Below are 15,619 nucleotides of genomic sequence, written 5' to 3'. Positions count from 1 at the left end.
TACTCATGTAACTAACTATATAACATGTGGAGACATTTGTCAAGGATATGCGGAAAATAAAAAAGAACCGCGTAGGCGGTTCTTGCGATCCCGTACGGGGAAGGGGCTTTACAGCTCCTTTTGCAGCATCAGTATTTCCTCGCCGTTCAAAATCTCGCTCTGCATGCTGTCGCTCGCAACGAAGCCGAGGTGTTCGCGGTAGATCTTGAGCGCGCGGTAGTTGGACGGGTCTACGTTCACTTCCACCATCTTGATGCCGAAGGTTTTCATATCGGCAAAGGCGATATTTAAAAGCGACGTTCCAAGGTTGGGGTTTGCCTGCGGGTCTAAGATGTTGATGCTGTGCAGGAAAACCTTGTCCGGGTTATCGAAGTTGCGCATGAAATAGACAGCGCCTAAAATTTCGTCATATTCTACGGCAACGTATACGCGCGCGTGGCGGAGCATGGCGATCAGGTCGAACACGTCGAGGCCGCCCGCTTCATAGGACGAGTTTTCGATCTGGATCAGCTGTTCCACTAAGTCGAAGTCCCGCTCTTTTATATGGAAATATTCAATTGCCATAATACTTGATTCCTCCAATAGGGTCATTTGATAGTATAAACTATTCTTAAGAATTATACCCAGAAACGGCAGGTTTTGCAATAGCTACCTTTGCAAAAAGGAAGGCAGGTCTTGCATGACGCGCTCGCCGTATTGGGCAAGGCGCGCGTCTTTTTCAGGGTATTTGCCGCGCAGCAGAATTTTTTCCGCAAGGCTGAAAGCGTCCGCAGCCCCGACGATGATATGGTCCAGCAGGTCGATATCCAGGGCATCCATGGCGAGCAGGATACGCTGGGTAGTCTCGATATCCTTTTTGCTGGGCTGGGGATTGCCGCCCGGATGGTTGTGCGCAACGATGACCTTGTCGGCGCCCGAGCGGATGACGCTTTCCGTGATATGGCGGACATAAACGGGGGCCTGCGTCGCGGTGCCGCGGCTCAAAAGCTCGGTATGCAGCACGGCGCAGTGCGCGTCCAGGCACACCACATAAAACTGTTCCTCTGTCTTGCCCTCAAAAAGGCCCTGCACATAACGGATCGCCGCGTCGATGGATTTTAGGCGCACCGTTTTCCCAGCGGGCGCTGAGGCTTCCCGCAGCATGAGGCTGCCCACAAGGGAGATCAGGATGGCGCTTTGCTCGCCGATGCCGTCGACATGGGCGATGTCCCGTGCGTCCGCACGCAGCAGGCGCCCTAAGCTGCCGAATTTTTTCAGTAAGGTATGCGCAAGCGCATTGGTATCGCGGCGCGGGATAGCGTAAAAAAGCAAGAGCTCAAGCGCTTCGTGGTCTTCAAAGGCGCTAAGCCCCTTTTGCAGGTAGCGGTTTTTGAGGCGTGCGCGGTGCCCGTCATGCAGTGAAATAAGACTTCCCTCCCCAATAAATATGGATATTCCGGTATTTACATAGTTCGCCGCCCGTGCGTCCCATTCCTGTAAAGAGGATAAAAAAGTATGTATTATAAACGGATTTTCTGCTATAATAGATACGCATTCGATATGTATTCGTTTGCCTAAATGTCAGGAGAAAACAGAAATGTTGGAATTTACGCTTGCACCACGCAAAAATGAAATGGTAGACGCGCTGAAAACGATCCTTGGGATCCCGAGCGTGAAAAGTGAAGCGCAGGGGAACATGCCTTATGGAAAGGGCGTTTTTGACGCGCTGATCAAGACGCTGAACCTCGCGGAACGGCTGGATTTTGACAGTGTGAATTTCTTTTCCCATCTGGGATATGTGGAATACGGCGACGGGGACGAGATGCTCGCCATTGTGACGCACCTGGACGTTGTCCCGGCAGGCGAGGGCTGGACGGTGCCCCCCTTTGAAGGGACGGTAAAGGACGGCCGTATCTATGGGCGCGGCGCGATCGACGACAAAGGGCCTGCGATCGCGGCGCTGTTTGCGCTGTCGGCGATCAAGGAAAACTGCATCAGCCTCAATAAACGCGTACGCATTATCTTTGGCTGCGATGAGGAAAGCGGCTGGGCGGATATGGATTTTTATAAGAAAAACGGCGGAGAGATCCCGACGATGGCGATATCGCCTGATGCGGAATTTCCCATTGTGAACGCGGAAAAGGGCTTGCTGCACCTGACGCTGCGGCGAAAGGCATACGACTATGCGCCGGGCGGTGCGCTCGTCTTAAAGGAGATCCGCGCGGGAGAGCGCGTGAACGTGGTGCCCGCGCTTGCGGAATGCACGGTCGGCGGGAACACGGAGGCGCTGGGCGCCATGATCGACATTTTCAACGAGGATTCGCCTGTCAAAATCACTTCTGCGCCCTCCGGGGACGGGATGATCCTGCAGGCGCACGGCGTGTCGGCGCACGGCTCCAAACCGGAGGACGGCAAAAACGCGCTCATGTACCTGATACAGTTTTTGAATATGCTGCCCTTAAAAAAGAACGTGTGGAGCGACACGGTTTACGAGCTGGCCGCGCTCATCGGCACACAGACGGACGGCACGGCGCTGGGCATCGCGCAGGAGGATTTTTCCGGTGCGCTTTCCTTAAACGTCGGTTATTGCAAGGCCGAGGGGGACGGGGTCGCGATCGGCGTGGACATCCGCTATCCTGTAGGCGGCGACAAGGACGGCATTTTAAAGCAGGTAAGGGAAAAGCTTGCGGGCTTTGAGGTAGAGGAAACGTTTTCGCGTCCCTCGCACTATGTAAGCGAGGATTCGCCCCTTGTTGCGGGGCTCAAGCAGGCGTATGAGGAAGTGACGGGGGAAAAGGCATACTGCATCACCATGGGCGGCGCGACCTATGCGCGCGCGTTCCCCAATTCCGTGGCTTTCGGCGCGCTGTTCCCGGGGCAGGAGGGGACGGAGCACCAGCCGGATGAATATATTGAAATCGATTCGCTCGTAAAGGTAGCGGATATCATAGCAAACGCCATATTGGTGCTTTGTAAATAGCAAGCAGCGAAGGAGTTTTTAAATGAAGTGCTTAACAAGTGACGAATTACGGCAAATGTATTTGGATTTTTTCAAGAGCAAGGGGCACGCGGTCATCAGGAGCGCGTCGGTGATACCCGAAAACGACCCTACCGTTCTTTTTACGACGGCGGGCATGCATCCGCTCGTCCCATACCTGCTGGGGCAGAAGCACCCGGCGGGCACAAGGCTGACGGACGTGCAGAAGTGTGTGCGTACGGGCGATATCGACGAGGTGGGCGATGAATCGCACTGCACCTTTTTTGAGATGCTGGGCAACTGGTCGCTGGGCGATTATTTCAAGAAGGAAGCGATCGCATGGAGCTATGAGTTTTTGACGAGCGAGCAGTGGCTGGGCATCGAAAAGGACAAGCTTTACTTCACGTGCTTCGCGGGCGACGAGGACGCGCCGCGCGACATGGAGGCATATGACAGGTGGCGGGAGATGGGCGTAGAGGACGACCACATCTTCTTCCTGGGCAAAAAGCACAACTGGTGGGGGCCGGCGGGCATTACGGGGCCGTGCGGGCCGGATACGGAAATGTTCATCGACACGGGAAAACCTGCCTGCGGGCCGGACTGCAATCCGTCGTGCGACTGCGGGAAATACCTTGAGATATGGAACGACGTGTTCATGGAATATAACAAGCAGGCGGACGGGACGTTTGTGCCGCTGGAGCAGAAAAACGTGGATACGGGCATGGGACTTGACCGTACGATCGCCATTTTGCAGGGCAAAAAATCCGTATACGAAACGGACGTGTTTGCGCCCATCATCGCGAAGATCGAGGAGCTGTCCGGGAAAAAATACGAGGGCGCGGACGAAGAGACGAGAAAAGCGTTCCGTATCGTGGCAGACCATATCCGCTGCGCGACCTTCATGATCGGCGACGAAAAAGGCATCACGCCGTCAAACGTCGACCAGGGCTATGTGCTCAGGAGATTGCTGCGCCGCGCCATTCGTTTTGCGGGCAAGCTGGGGATCGCGGAGGGCAACCTTGAAAAGATCGCCAAGGTCGTGATCGACAAATACGCACACGCATATGGGGAGCTGCGCGCCAATGAGAAAAAGATACTCTCAGAGATCGGAAAAGAGGAAGGACGCTTCCAGAAAACGATCACGCAGGGCTTAAAGGAATTTGAAAAAGTAACGGCGAACCTCGCGGCAGGCGATGTGATCGACGGCAAAAGCGCGTTCCGGCTGTACGATACCTTTGGTTTCCCCATCGAATTTACGCTGGAACTGGCGGATGAACGCGGCTTTAAGGTGGATAAGGAAGGCTTTGATAAAGCTTTCGAGCATCACCAGGAGCTATCGCACGCGGGGGCGGAGCAAAGGTTTAAGGGCGGCCTTGCGGACACCAGCGAGCAGACGGCGCGGCTGCATACGGCGACGCACCTTTTGAACGCGGCGCTCAGAAAGCTTTTAAGCGAGGATATTGTGCAGAAAGGTTCTAACATTACGGCGGAGCGTTTGCGTTTCGACTTCAATTTTGACCGTAAGGTAGAGCGCGAAGAGCTTGATAAACTGGAGGAATACGTCAACGAGGCGATCGCCGCCGGGCTTGACGTGGTGGAAGAGGAAATGACGGTGGACGAGGCCAAAGCGCAGGGCGCGATGGGCGTGTTCGATTCCAAGTACGGCGAACTGGTGAAGGTATACACGATCCCCGGGTATTCCAAGGAAATCTGCGGCGGGCCGCACGCAAAGAACACGGCGGAGCTCGGCCATTTCAAGATCAAGAAAGAACAGAGCAGCAGCGCGGGCGTGCGCCGTATCAAGGCTGTGCTGGATTAAGAGGGAAAAAGAAAAGGGCTGCCCCTAAAGGACAGTCCTTTTTGTTATGGGAATAATCGATCCGTAGCCGTGATGTGATGTTTGCATCCGACGTCTTTGCAAGCGCAGCGCGCAGACTCGGAATGCAAATAGCCATCTCAGGCTGCGGTAACTACGTCGATAGGAAACAGGCCGAAAGTTTGACGGGCACTACATGGCATACGCGCTTTTGACGCAGGGCAGCCGTACTAACCGACGGAGTGCATGCGGTCGAACGGCCAGATGACAAACGTCGCGTGGCCTACGATCTCGTCCTTGTCGATCGGGCCGATGTAGGCGGTGCGGCTGTCGAGGGAATGCGCGCGGTTATCGCCCATGACGAATACGGTATCCTCCGGCACGACCACAGCTTCCATGTCCGCGTAAGGGTCGCTGCTGGTATAAGTTTCCGCCAAAGGCTCGCCGTTGCGGTATACGGTGCTGTTTTTTACTTCGATCGTATCGCCGGGCAGGCCCATCACGCGCTTGACGTATGTTCCGTCCATATTGGGGTAGTGTACGATGATGATATCGCCGTATTCGGGCAACCCAAAATAGCGGCTGACCTTTTCCACGGCGAGGCGCTCGTCCGATTCGAGCGTCGGCTGCATGGAGGCCCCGTCCACAAGGATGATCTCAAAAAAGAACGCACGCACGACAAAGGCGATGATGATAGCGGCGATAATGGAGATGACCCACCCCCATACGGCGCGCGCCTTGCTTTCGGTGCGCGGTACGGCACGCACGGGCTTGCGTTTGCGACCGAACTCGTCGTATTCCAAAAGATCGCCGTCGATGGGCTCAAAGTACGAATCGTCCTGCTCGGCGGGATCGTAGCCTTCTTCGTAAAAATCCTCGTCCGTATCGTAATACGGCTCCGCGTAGGGAGCTTCCTCGTCGACACGCGGTGCGTTTTCATACAGGTATTCTTCCCCGGGGCGGGTATCGTAGCCCTGCGGGGGCACGACGATCCGGCGGCGGTAAGCCGCCTTTTCTTCCGGCGTATAAATATTTTCTTCCTGTTCGTTGCCAAAGCCGCCGAAATTGGAACGATCCTTCGGGCGGCGGGGCCTGCTATTTGCATTTCCCAATTCTCTGCTCATGTAGGTACAACCTTTTTCAGTCTTTTTATAAATGTCTCGTAATCAAGCATCACGATGCGCCCGCATGTTTGGCACCTGACCTTGACGTCCGCGCCCGTGCGGACGACGACCCAGCGCGTCCCCCCGCAGGCATGCGGTTTTTTCATTTCAACGATATCGTTACAGTTAAATTCCTGTTTCATACATATTCCTATAGTGTATAAGGACTGCCTGTGCGTATACCCTTTCTATTATACATGATTTTATTTTGAAAGCCTAGGAGAAAATGAGGCTTGCATATAAATTTGGGGAAAGCTATAATTATAGTTGGTCGGAAATGCTTTTAAACTACGGAGGTGAGATTTACGTGGACGCAGACCCTAAACGAACGCAGAATATAACGTCAGGCAGCGGTGTGCGGACAGCGTATTTTCGCCCGTGATACCGCCTGCCCAAGGAAAGCAGGTGAAAGGCAATGATCAGGATTTTCAGTACGGCGCAAAACAACAAATTCAGGGAGATCGACAGCATCGAGCCGGGCGCATGGATCCATTTGCTCGACCCGTCCGAGGAGGAGATCGTTTCCGTGAGGGACGCGCTCCATATCGAGGACGAGTTTATCCGTGCGGCGCTCGACAGTGAAGAAGCGGTGCGTATCGACGTGGAGGACGACCAGACGCTTGTGTTGGTCGATATCCCGGTCGTCACTTCGGAGCGCAACTCATTCGTGTATACGACGCTGCCGATGGGCATCATCGTTACGGCGGACAACATCATTACGGTATGTTTGGAGGAGACTTCCATTCTGGAGGATTTCTGGAACCAGAACATCCGCGGCGGGTTTGATACCTGCAAAAAAACACGTTTTTTATTACAGATATTATATAAGAACGCAAGCAAATATTTACAGTACCTGCGGCAGATCGACAAGGCCTCTACGCAGGTGGAAAACGCGCTGCACAAATCCATGAAGAACAGCGAGCTGATCCAGATGCTCAAGCTGGAAAAATCACTGGTGTATTTTTCCACCTCGTTGAAGTCAAACGAGGTCGTGCTGGAAAAAATGCTCAAATCGCGCGTCATCAAAAGCTACCCGGACGACCTTGACCTTTTAGAGGACGTTATCGTCGAAAACAAGCAGGCCATCGAGATGGGCACGATCTACCGCGACATCCTTTCGGGAACCATGGACGCGTTTGCGAGCGTGATCTCGAATAACCTCAATATCGTGATGAAGATCCTTACATCACTGACGATCATTTTAGCGATCCCTACGCTGTTCGCGAGCCTTTGGGGCATGAACGTACCGGTGCCCTTTGCAGCGGAGCCGCTCGGCTTTTTGTGGGTGATCGTGATCGCCGGCATATGTTCGGGCGCGGCGGCCTATATCCTCTGGAAAAAGAAAATGTTTTAGGTATGGGCAAATGGCGCCGCAGCCTTGTAAACGGTTTCGATAAATGTTACAATAGTGGTGCGAAATTTTGTAATAGTATCGAGTAAGGTTGATTATATATGAATGAAAAAATTGTGATAAAAGGCGGGATCCCCCTGAAGGGAACCGTAGATGTGACCGGCGCGAAAAATGCCGCGGTCGCGATTTTGCCTGCAACCATACTGGCAAGGGGAACCTGTGTCATTGAAAACCTGCCGAGGATCGCAGACGTCCTGATCATCAAACGTATCCTCGCCGAGATCGGCGCGGAGGTGGAGTTTGACGACGACGGGACGATGACGGTCGACACGACGAATATCAATACAAGCAACGTAACCATGAACCTCGTAAAGCGTATGCGCGCATCGTATTATTTGCTGGGCGCGCTTTTGTCGCGTTTTGGCGAGGCGCAAATCAACCTGCCGGGCGGCTGCGCGATCGGCGAGCGGCCCATCGACCAGCACATCAAGGGCATGGAAGCATTGGGCGCGGAGGTCAGGACGGAATACGGGATGCTCAAGGCGAAGGCTCCAAACGGCCTTGTGGGAAGCGACGTATACCTTGACGTGGTCTCGGTAGGGGCGACCATCAACATCATGCTGGCGGCGGTATGCGCAAAAGGGCAGACCTCCATTGTAAACGCGGCCAAGGAGCCGCATGTGGTGGACGTTGCCAACTTCCTCGTATGCATGGGCGCGAAGATCAAGGGGGCGGGCACGGACGTGATCCGCATTACGGGCGTGGAGAAACTGCACGGCTGCAACTATTCCATCATCCCCGACCAGATCGAAACGGGCACGCTGATGATCGCCGCAGCGGCAACGCGCGGCGACGTGGTCATCAAGAACGTGATCCCCACACATATGGAAGCGCTGTCTGCGAAAATGGTGGAGATGGGGATCGACGTGCAGGAAGGCGCGGACTTCATCCATATCAAATGCGACAAAAAACCCAAGGCGGTCAAGATCAAGACCATGCCGTACCCCGGATTTCCGACGGACTTGCAGCAGCCGGCTACCGTGCTGCTTTCGACGGCGGAGGGCACGAGCATGATCGTGGAGAGCATCTTTGAATCCCGCTTCAAGCATATCAGCGAGATACGCCGTATGGGGGCGAAGGTAACGACGGACGACCGCGTGGCGGTCGTGGAAGGCGTGGAAAGGCTTACAGGGGCGCCGGTACGGGCGACGGACCTGCGCGCGGGCGCAGCGCTCATCGTTGCCGGACTGATGGCGGACGGCGTGACGGAGATCCACAACATCAAATATGTCGACAGGGGATATGACCACATCGAGGACAAGCTCAAAAAGCTGGGGGCGGATATCCGCCGCGAAGAGGTCATCCGCGAGGAAGCCGACGACCTGTATTGAAAAGGGAAAAATAAAAGAGAATACCATGGGTATTCTCTTTTTTGTATGGCGATATCACAAGGCGGCTACCGCCCCGCGCAGCGCGGCGATCTCGCCCGCGTCGTCCGATACGTACAGTTCAAAATCGAACGATTTGGTTTCATCCGGTTCGATGTACATCAGTATACCGTTTTCACGCGCGTGTGCGCGGCCCATGGGCGTATATACGCCTGGGTTGATGCCGAGGGCATAGTCGCCCGCCATCATGGATTTCCATTCCGTCATGAAGGGCAGCTGCACGGTATTGTATTTGAGGGCGGCCGCCAGGCCGAGCGCTTCATTTTCCACCAGGGCGATGGTGTCGCCGTCCGCGTTGCCCTTGAGTTTGCAGAAGAAACATTCCTCCGGGCGTCCCGCGCTGGGCGCGTCCATCTGGTAGCGGGCGCCAAAGCCGCCCTGGGCGATCTCGTCGCGCGGGGTACATTCCAGCTCCGCCAACAAGACCTTCGTGTGCTCGCTGATGAGGGGATAACCGAAGTTGAAGTGGTAAAGGAGCATGAACGGCTGCTTTTCAAAGCCTTCGTTCCGAATCTCGTCGTGGATGGAGATCTTGTTTTCGCCATAGCCCATGCGGATGGTGCGCTCGCACACCAGGTGCTCCGCATATACCTCGCTTTGGCGCAGCTTGCCGCGCACGACGATCTGGGGAGCATCGCCGTTTTTGCCTTCCACAGTCGCACAGACCTCCTCCGCGGGAGTGCAGGGCATCGGGCCGTGCAGCCCAAGGCTCCTGCCAGCATCTTCGCAGGGGGCGCCCATATGCGTCATGCCGCAGGACATCATCATCCCGCCGAAGAAGTTTTTGTAAAACCCATCCTTGCCGTTTTCCACATAGTAGGCGGGGGCGACGACGCCCGTATGGGAGAGGAAACTTAGGTTAAGGCCCTTGTAGGCCACCTCGCCGAGGGAGAGGCCGCGGTCGCAGACCACCTCCGCCTGCAGCTGTCCGCCGTTTTTGAGGCGCAGCAGCCTGACGCCGTTTTCCTTGCCGTCCAGCAGCATTTCGCTGCGCACGCCGAATGTCTGGTAATCGTGCCCGATGTAGGGCCGTGTTTGCTGGTAATTTCGATTCATAGCATACCTCCGTTTTAATGGGATTGACTTTACCTTAAATAGATTATAATATAAAATTGCAAGAAAGAAAAACGTTTTTTTATGAAAGGGGAAATAACCATGGCAGTTTCAAAGGAGAAAAGGGAAGAGATTAGGCAAAAAGCGCTGGAATACTATGAGAAAGCGCACATCTATTTGACGGAGGAGGAAAAGGAGAACCTTGAGATCGCGGATATGGGGCTCGGCCGCATTGACGAATTCGGTATCCAGATCCATATTTACATCAATACCAAACGCTATGCCGCCAAGGAAATGGTGCTGCTGCCCGGCCAGATCTGCCCGGAGCAATGCCACCCGCCGTTTGAGGGGGACGCCGGCAAGGAGGAAACCTTCCGCGTGCGCTATGGGACGCTTTATGTATACACCGAGGGGGAGGATACGCCGCGAGAAGAGGTCAGGGCGAAAATACCGGAGGATAAGAAGGGCTGTTTCCATGTATTCCACCAGCTTATATTAAAAAAAGGCGAACAGTTTACGGTAAAGCCCAATACGGTACACTGGATCTGCGGCGGGGAGGAAGGCTGCGTGGTCAGCGAATTTTCCTCGTATAACAGAGATGACCTTGACATTTGGACAGATCCCCAGATCAACAGGATGGACGGCGTCACGCACAAAGAAAGCTGAAAAAGTATATTGACAATCCGAGAAAGGCACGTTATGATAAAGAAGTAAAAGGTTTTTCTGAAAATTTGGTTTAAAAATCCGTAAAAACGCTTATATATGAAACAGAAGCTTTATTTTTTTATATATTAGAAAAACGTTTTACCATATATCAGATCACTCTTTTCAGGGAACCAAAGAAATTCAGGAGGTATGAAAATGAAAACAGAGTACAAGGACACTTATGCGATCCCGGTAGACCGCGACGCCGTATTCGACACGGACAGCGAGGCGTATGCAAGATGCCAGCGGCTGCGGCACCAGGTCGTGAATGCGAAATCTTATATCTGCATGGAACGTGCGCGGCTGATCACGCAGTCTTATAAGGAAACGGAAGGCCTGCACCCGCTGATGAGGCGTGCAAAGGCTTTTGAAAAGATATTGGCCGGCATGTCGGTCTATATTTTGCCGGACGAGATCATCGTGGGGCACCAGGCGGGCAAACAGCGCAGCGCGCCGCTCTTCCCGGAATTTGCGGTGGAATGGATCGACGAGGAGATTGAAACATTTGAAGGCCGCCCGCAGGATTCGTTCACTCCCCTTAAGGAAGAGATCGAAGAATACCGCAGGGATATCGTACCCTATTGGAAAGGCAAGACGATGTCCGACCGCATCCAGTCGTACATTACGGACGATATCCGCCTGGAGCGTTACGACGCGAACGTTTTCTCGCTCGGCCTGCACGAGGACGGCGGCCTGGGCCACGTATTGCTCGATTATGGCATGCTGTGCCGCGAAGGGCTGGGCGGACTGGCAAAGAAATGTGAACAAAAGCTGGCTGGGCTCGACATGACGAAGCCGGATTCCCTCGACAAGCGCCTATGGTACGAATCAGCGATCAGCTTCTGCAAGTCGACGATCATGTTTGCGCACAGGTACGCGGACAAGGCGCTTGAGATGGCCGGGGAAGAAAAGGACGCAAAGCGCAGGGAAGAGCTAGAAAGCATCGCAAAGGTATGCCGCCGCGTGCCGGAGTTCCCGGCTGAAAGCTTCCATGAGGCGCTGCAGTCGCTTTGGTTCTGCCAAGTGGTACAGCAGATCAACGACAACGGCGTATCCTATACGTTGGGGCGTTTTGACCAGTATATGTATCCGTATTATGCGGCGGATATCGAAAACGGCGTGCTCGGCAAGCAGCAGGCGCAAGAGCTTCTGGAAGCCTTCTGGGTAAAGGTCACGGAACCGATCAAGGTGTACCGTGAAGCGGACGCGAGGATCCACGCGGGTTATCCGATGGGGCAGAACCTGGTGATCGGCGGCATTAAGCGCGACGGCACGGACGGTACGAACGACCTTTCATACCGCTGCCTGGAAGCGCATACGCACATATTGCTGATGCAGCCGAATTTCTCAGTCCGCCTGCATAACGGTACGCCGGACGAATTTATGGAAAAGGTCGCGGAGGCGATCCGTATGGGTAACGGCATGCCGCAGATCTTGAACGACGAGGTATATATCGAAGCCATGCAGCGCCTGGGCGTGACGCTCGAGGATGCGCGCGACTATGCGCCGGTCGGCTGCGTGGAGAACGCGCCGCTTGACGCATGGCACAGGGGCAACGGCGGATATTACAACGTGGCGAAGATCGCCGAGCTGGCTTTAAACGACGGCGTATGCAATATTTGCCACAAGCAGGTGGGCCCGCACACAGGCAAGCCGCAAGACCTGAAAACATTCGACGATGTGAAAAAGGCATATGAGGAGCAGATGGCCTATACCACCACGCTGTCGGTACGCCTGAACGCGATCGTGGACGAGGTGCAGGCAGAGCTGATGCCTATCCCGCTGACGTCCCTGCTCATCGGGCCGACGTGTCTTGAGCGCGGCACGGACGCGCTCAAGGGCGGCGCGAAATACAATTGGACAGCGCCGCTCGGCCTGGGCGTTGCCAACGCGGGCGATTCGCTGTACGCGGTCAAGAAGGTCGTCTATGACGACAAGAAATATACCATCCAGGAGCTGTGCGACGCGCTCAACAAGAATTTTGAGGGCGAGGAGCCGATGCGGCAGTACCTTTTCAACCGTGTGGAAAAATTCGGCAACGATGAGGAAGAAGTGGACGCGATGGTGCACTATGCGGCGGATGTATTCTTCGATTCCCTGGAGGGATATGAAGGATACCACGGCGGCCCCTTCGTCGGCTCGTTCGTACCGGTCGCGGCAAACGTTGCCTTTGGCTATACCACGGCGGCAACGCCGGACGGCCGGCTCGCAGGCACGATCCTGGCGGACGGTGTTTCGCCTTCCAACGGCGTGGACAAGCACGGCCCGACTGCGGCGCTCAAATCCGTATGCTACGGCCTTGACCACCTGCGCTGCCCGAACGGCGTTATCTTCAACCAGAAGTTCAACCCCACGGTCATCGCGGGCGAGGAGGGCTTAAACAAGTTTATGAGCCTCATTCGTTCGTATATCAAGATGCGCGGCGGACATGTGCAGTTCAACATCGTTTCGGCGGACAAGCTGAAAGAAGCGCAGGAGATGCCGGACAAATATAAGAGCCTGGTGGTGCGTGTGGCAGGGTACAGCGCGTTTTTCAACGAGCTTTCGAGGGATGTACAGGATTCCATCATCACAAGGACGGAGAACGCGACGATCTGAAAAAAAAACGGGACATGGTCCAACGGAGGGGAAACATAAGGTATGGAAGCTTTGATATTCAACGTGCAGGGCTACAGCATCCACGACGGCGGCGGCATCCGCACGATCCTGTTTTTCAAGGGATGCCCGCTGAAGTGCCAGTGGTGTTCCAACCCGGAATCGCAGAAATTCGAGCCGCAGTTCGAGTTTAACGAGGCCGACTGCATGGGCTGCGGCCTGTGCGTGAAGGAATGCCCCACGCAGGTGAGGAAAGCGCCGGGCGTATATGTGGAGGGCTGCGACGGCTGCCATGTGTGCGCGGACGTATGCCCCACGGCGGCGCTGAAGATCGACGGGAAAAAATATGACGTGGAGGGCGTGCTTAAGCTGGCGCTCAAGGACAAGGCGTTTTATGACCAATCGGGCGGCGGCGTGACCTTTTCGGGCGGCGAAGCGCTGTGCCATGCGGACTTCATCAGCGAGCTGACGGACGCACTGCACGCAGAAGGCGTGGACGTGGCGATCGAGACGTGCGGGGCCGTCCCGTGGGATAAGATCAAAACGGCGGTGGAAAAGATCGACACGGTGCTTTATGACGTCAAGCACATGGACAGCGCCCGGCACAAAAAATTTACCGGCATGGGCAATGAGCTGATCTTGGAAAACGCGCGGAAGATCGCGCAGGCGAAGGGAGACGGCATGGTCATCCGCGTCCCGCTCATCGGCGGCGTGAACGCGGACGAGGAAAACATCCGCAGGACAGGGGAGTTTGCAAAGGAGATCGGCCTTCGCGAAATACACCTGCTGCCTTACCACCGTTTCGGGGAACCGAAGTACAGGAAGATCGGCAAGGAATATGCGGGGGAAGCCTTCCGTACGCCCACGGACGAGCAGCAGGAAAAACTGTCCAAAATGCTGGAAAGCATGGGGATCACAGTCGTCATCGGGGGCTGACGGAAAATAGAACACCAGCAAAAAGAGCCTTGTTAAGGCTCTTTTTTGCTTCCACGAAAAGGAAAAAAGACAAAAATATTACAAATGTAAAACGATTATATAAAAATAAAAAAATTACCCCGAAATACGAAAATTAATGTTGACATGAAAAGTAGCGTATGATAACATGTACTTGTTAAACGATTTACCAACCGTTTAACGGGCTCCAATAAAAAATCCAGAGAAAATTAAGCATTATATAAAGAATAATTCCAGAAAACGCAAAAAAATTTGTGAATGAGGGGTAAAAACGCCTGTTAATTTTCATCGACGCGTTTTTTTTAGAACATTAAGTAAAAGGATTTACCAAATGCGTTACCCTATGAAAGCCCTTATGGCGGGTCATCCACCGGCAATGCAATAGCGCATTTGCCCCACCTGCCGCAGGCATTTCATAAAAATAAAAACAAAGGGAGCCACGAAAAACGTGGCAGCAAAAGGAGGAAAAGATGAAGAAAGTTTTATTCGCGGTACTGGCAGTAGTGTTATGCATTTCTCTGGTAGCATGCTCTACTCCGGCGGCGGGGGAAAGCCCTGCGGCTTCCGAATCCCCGGCGGCGCAGGAAACGCAGGAACAAGCGTCGCAGAGCGCGCAGGCGACGACGGAGGCATCCGACGGCGAACAGGGCACGGAGGCTGCATCCGAAGGCCGTCCGCTTGCAACGGTGATCGATACGGACATGAGCGTCCTTGCGGGGAAAAAGGTTGGTTTTGCGGAACGGAATACCAACGGCGCATGGCTGATCGCACAGCTTAACAACATGATCGAGGTCGCGGAAAAATATGATATCGAGCTTGTTTACACGGACGCTGACGACGACCAGGCAAAGCAGATCTCCGACGTGGAGGACCTGTGCGCGCAGGGCGTAGACTGCATCGTTTACCCGCCGATCGAATATGAAGCGGGCCAGGCGGCGCTGGAAGTTGCGAAAGAACACAATATCCCGGTATTCCTGCTCGGCAACGACTGCGCCAAAGCGGACGACCAGTTCGTAGCGGGCACATTCTTCGACTATGAAGTGGACGGCGGAACATGCGGCGAATGGCTGGTTGAGAACAAGGACAGCGCGAAGATCGTAGAGATCCAGGGCATCCTCGGCTCCGACCCGGAAATGGGGCGTTCCAAAGGCTTTGCCGACGCGATCGCAAAGGGCGGCGACAGCTATGAAGTGATCGTGCAGCAGACGGGCAATTTCCTGATGGACGAAGCGCAGACGGCTATGGATAACATCATCCAGTCCTATGAGGGACAATTCGACACGGTGTATTGCCACACGGACGAGATGGCGCTGGGCGCGATCGCATCCCTGAAAAACGCGGGCCTTACAGGTATCACGGTACTGGGCATCGACGGCCAGACACCGGCGGTACAGAAGATCATCGACGGGGAGATCTCCGCGATCGCTACCTGTGACACGCAGAACGGCGAGCTTATTTACTCCATGATCGCCGCTTACTTCAACGGCGAAAACCTGACGAAGGAAACGACGATCCCGTCCGAGATCATCGACAGCAAAAACGCATCCGAAGCACTGACAAACGGGATGGCCTTCTAAG

At 54.6% G+C, this 15,619-nt stretch carries 13 protein-coding genes; 8 read left to right on the top strand and 5 right to left on the bottom strand.

Annotated elements, in window-relative coordinates; translation table 11 throughout:
* Positions 1-108: 108 nt before the first annotated feature.
* The gene (locus BN6471_RS11755) at positions 109-564 is read right to left on the bottom strand and encodes a GNAT family N-acetyltransferase (RefSeq protein ID WP_066649336.1); all 456 of its coding nucleotides are present in this window, start codon (positions 562-564) and stop codon (positions 109-111) included.
* 84 nt (positions 565-648) lie between these two features.
* Positions 649-1,398, bottom strand: a complete 750-nt coding sequence (gene radC / locus BN6471_RS11750) for a RadC family protein (RefSeq protein ID WP_082903469.1) — start codon at positions 1,396-1,398, stop codon at positions 649-651.
* 178 nt (positions 1,399-1,576) lie between these two features.
* On the opposite strand from radC, the gene pepV reads away from it, so the two are divergent.
* Both pepV and BN6471_RS11740 read left to right on the top strand, forming a co-directional pair.
* Positions 1,577-2,959 (top strand): dipeptidase PepV, encoded by a 1,383-nt coding sequence (gene pepV / locus BN6471_RS11745; RefSeq protein ID WP_066649330.1) that lies wholly within the window; start codon positions 1,577-1,579, stop codon positions 2,957-2,959.
* Between the two features lie 22 nt (positions 2,960-2,981).
* Positions 2,982-4,775 carry an alanine--tRNA ligase gene (locus BN6471_RS11740; protein ID WP_066649327.1) on the top strand — a complete coding sequence of 598 codons (1,794 nt, stop codon included), beginning with the start codon at positions 2,982-2,984 and terminating at the stop codon, positions 4,773-4,775.
* A 227-nt stretch (positions 4,776-5,002) separates the two neighbouring features.
* On the opposite strand, the gene lepB is transcribed toward BN6471_RS11740, so the two are convergent.
* Both lepB and BN6471_RS11730 read right to left on the bottom strand, forming a co-directional pair.
* A complete protein-coding gene (lepB, locus tag BN6471_RS12710; protein ID WP_082903468.1) occupies positions 5,003-5,896 on the bottom strand; it encodes a signal peptidase I in 894 nt (297 codons plus the stop codon).
* Complete coding sequence (locus tag BN6471_RS11730; protein WP_066649324.1) at positions 5,893-6,078, bottom strand: DUF951 domain-containing protein; 186 nt, start codon at positions 6,076-6,078, stop codon at positions 5,893-5,895. The genes lepB and BN6471_RS11730 overlap by 4 nt, the downstream gene beginning before the upstream one ends.
* A gap of 272 nt (positions 6,079-6,350) precedes the next feature.
* On the opposite strand from BN6471_RS11730, the gene BN6471_RS11725 reads away from it, so the two are divergent.
* Together BN6471_RS11725 and BN6471_RS11720 are read left to right on the top strand one after the other, a co-directional pair.
* A complete protein-coding gene (locus BN6471_RS11725) occupies positions 6,351-7,289 on the top strand; it encodes a magnesium transporter CorA family protein (RefSeq protein WP_066649313.1) in 939 nt (312 codons plus the stop codon).
* Between the two features lie 98 nt (positions 7,290-7,387).
* Positions 7,388-8,677 (top strand): UDP-N-acetylglucosamine 1-carboxyvinyltransferase, encoded by a 1,290-nt coding sequence (locus BN6471_RS11720; RefSeq protein WP_066649310.1) that lies wholly within the window; start codon positions 7,388-7,390, stop codon positions 8,675-8,677.
* Positions 8,678-8,731: 54 nt separating this feature from the next.
* Here the strand turns inward: BN6471_RS11720 and BN6471_RS11715 are convergent, their stop codons facing one another.
* The gene (locus BN6471_RS11715) at positions 8,732-9,790 is read right to left on the bottom strand and encodes an aldose 1-epimerase family protein (protein WP_066649307.1); all 1,059 of its coding nucleotides are present in this window, start codon (positions 9,788-9,790) and stop codon (positions 8,732-8,734) included.
* 99 nt (positions 9,791-9,889) lie between these two features.
* On the opposite strand from BN6471_RS11715, the gene BN6471_RS11710 reads away from it, so the two are divergent.
* The 4 genes from BN6471_RS11710 (at position 9,890) to BN6471_RS11695 (ending at position 15,618) form a co-directional block, all read left to right on the top strand.
* On the top strand, positions 9,890-10,453 hold the full coding sequence (locus BN6471_RS11710) for a D-lyxose/D-mannose family sugar isomerase (protein WP_066649304.1): 564 nt from the start codon (positions 9,890-9,892) through the stop codon (positions 10,451-10,453).
* 195 nt (positions 10,454-10,648) lie between these two features.
* Positions 10,649-13,090 carry a glycyl radical protein gene (locus BN6471_RS11705; RefSeq protein WP_066649301.1) on the top strand — a complete coding sequence of 814 codons (2,442 nt, stop codon included), beginning with the start codon at positions 10,649-10,651 and terminating at the stop codon, positions 13,088-13,090.
* 42 nt (positions 13,091-13,132) lie between these two features.
* Positions 13,133-14,023, top strand: coding sequence for a glycyl-radical enzyme activating protein (locus BN6471_RS11700; RefSeq protein WP_066649297.1), 891 nt, complete (start codon positions 13,133-13,135; stop codon positions 14,021-14,023).
* 488 nt (positions 14,024-14,511) lie between these two features.
* Positions 14,512-15,618, top strand: a complete 1,107-nt coding sequence (locus tag BN6471_RS11695; protein WP_066649294.1) for a substrate-binding domain-containing protein — start codon at positions 14,512-14,514, stop codon at positions 15,616-15,618.
* The last annotated feature ends 1 nt before the right edge of the window (position 15,619 follow it).

Source organism: Christensenella timonensis (assembly GCF_900087015.1).
Classification (GTDB): Bacteria; Bacillota; Clostridia; order Christensenellales; family Christensenellaceae; genus Christensenella; species Christensenella timonensis.
Note: the sequence above shows the minus strand (reverse complement) of the source record. Positions and strands in the feature narration are given on the sequence as shown.

Bases quoted from the DNA above. Each gene is read 5' to 3' on its own strand.
- BN6471_RS11755 (WP_066649336.1), bottom strand. From the start codon at position 564: ATGGCAATTGAATATTTCCATATAAAAGAGCGGGACTTCGACTTAGTG.
- pepV (WP_066649330.1), top strand. From the start codon at position 1,577: ATGTTGGAATTTACGCTTGCACCACGCAAAAATGAAATGGTAGACGCG.
- BN6471_RS11740 (WP_066649327.1), top strand. From the start codon at position 2,982: ATGAAGTGCTTAACAAGTGACGAATTACGGCAAATGTATTTGGATTTT.
- lepB (WP_082903468.1), bottom strand. From the start codon at position 5,896: ATGAGCAGAGAATTGGGAAATGCAAATAGCAGGCCCCGCCGCCCGAAG.
- BN6471_RS11730 (WP_066649324.1), bottom strand. From the start codon at position 6,078: ATGAAACAGGAATTTAACTGTAACGATATCGTTGAAATGAAAAAACCG.
- BN6471_RS11725 (WP_066649313.1), top strand. From the start codon at position 6,351: ATGATCAGGATTTTCAGTACGGCGCAAAACAACAAATTCAGGGAGATC.
- BN6471_RS11720 (WP_066649310.1), top strand. From the start codon at position 7,388: ATGAATGAAAAAATTGTGATAAAAGGCGGGATCCCCCTGAAGGGAACC.
- BN6471_RS11715 (WP_066649307.1), bottom strand. From the start codon at position 9,790: ATGAATCGAAATTACCAGCAAACACGGCCCTACATCGGGCACGATTAC.
- BN6471_RS11710 (WP_066649304.1), top strand. From the start codon at position 9,890: ATGGCAGTTTCAAAGGAGAAAAGGGAAGAGATTAGGCAAAAAGCGCTG.
- BN6471_RS11705 (WP_066649301.1), top strand. From the start codon at position 10,649: ATGAAAACAGAGTACAAGGACACTTATGCGATCCCGGTAGACCGCGAC.
- BN6471_RS11700 (WP_066649297.1), top strand. From the start codon at position 13,133: ATGGAAGCTTTGATATTCAACGTGCAGGGCTACAGCATCCACGACGGC.
- BN6471_RS11695 (WP_066649294.1), top strand. From the start codon at position 14,512: ATGAAGAAAGTTTTATTCGCGGTACTGGCAGTAGTGTTATGCATTTCT.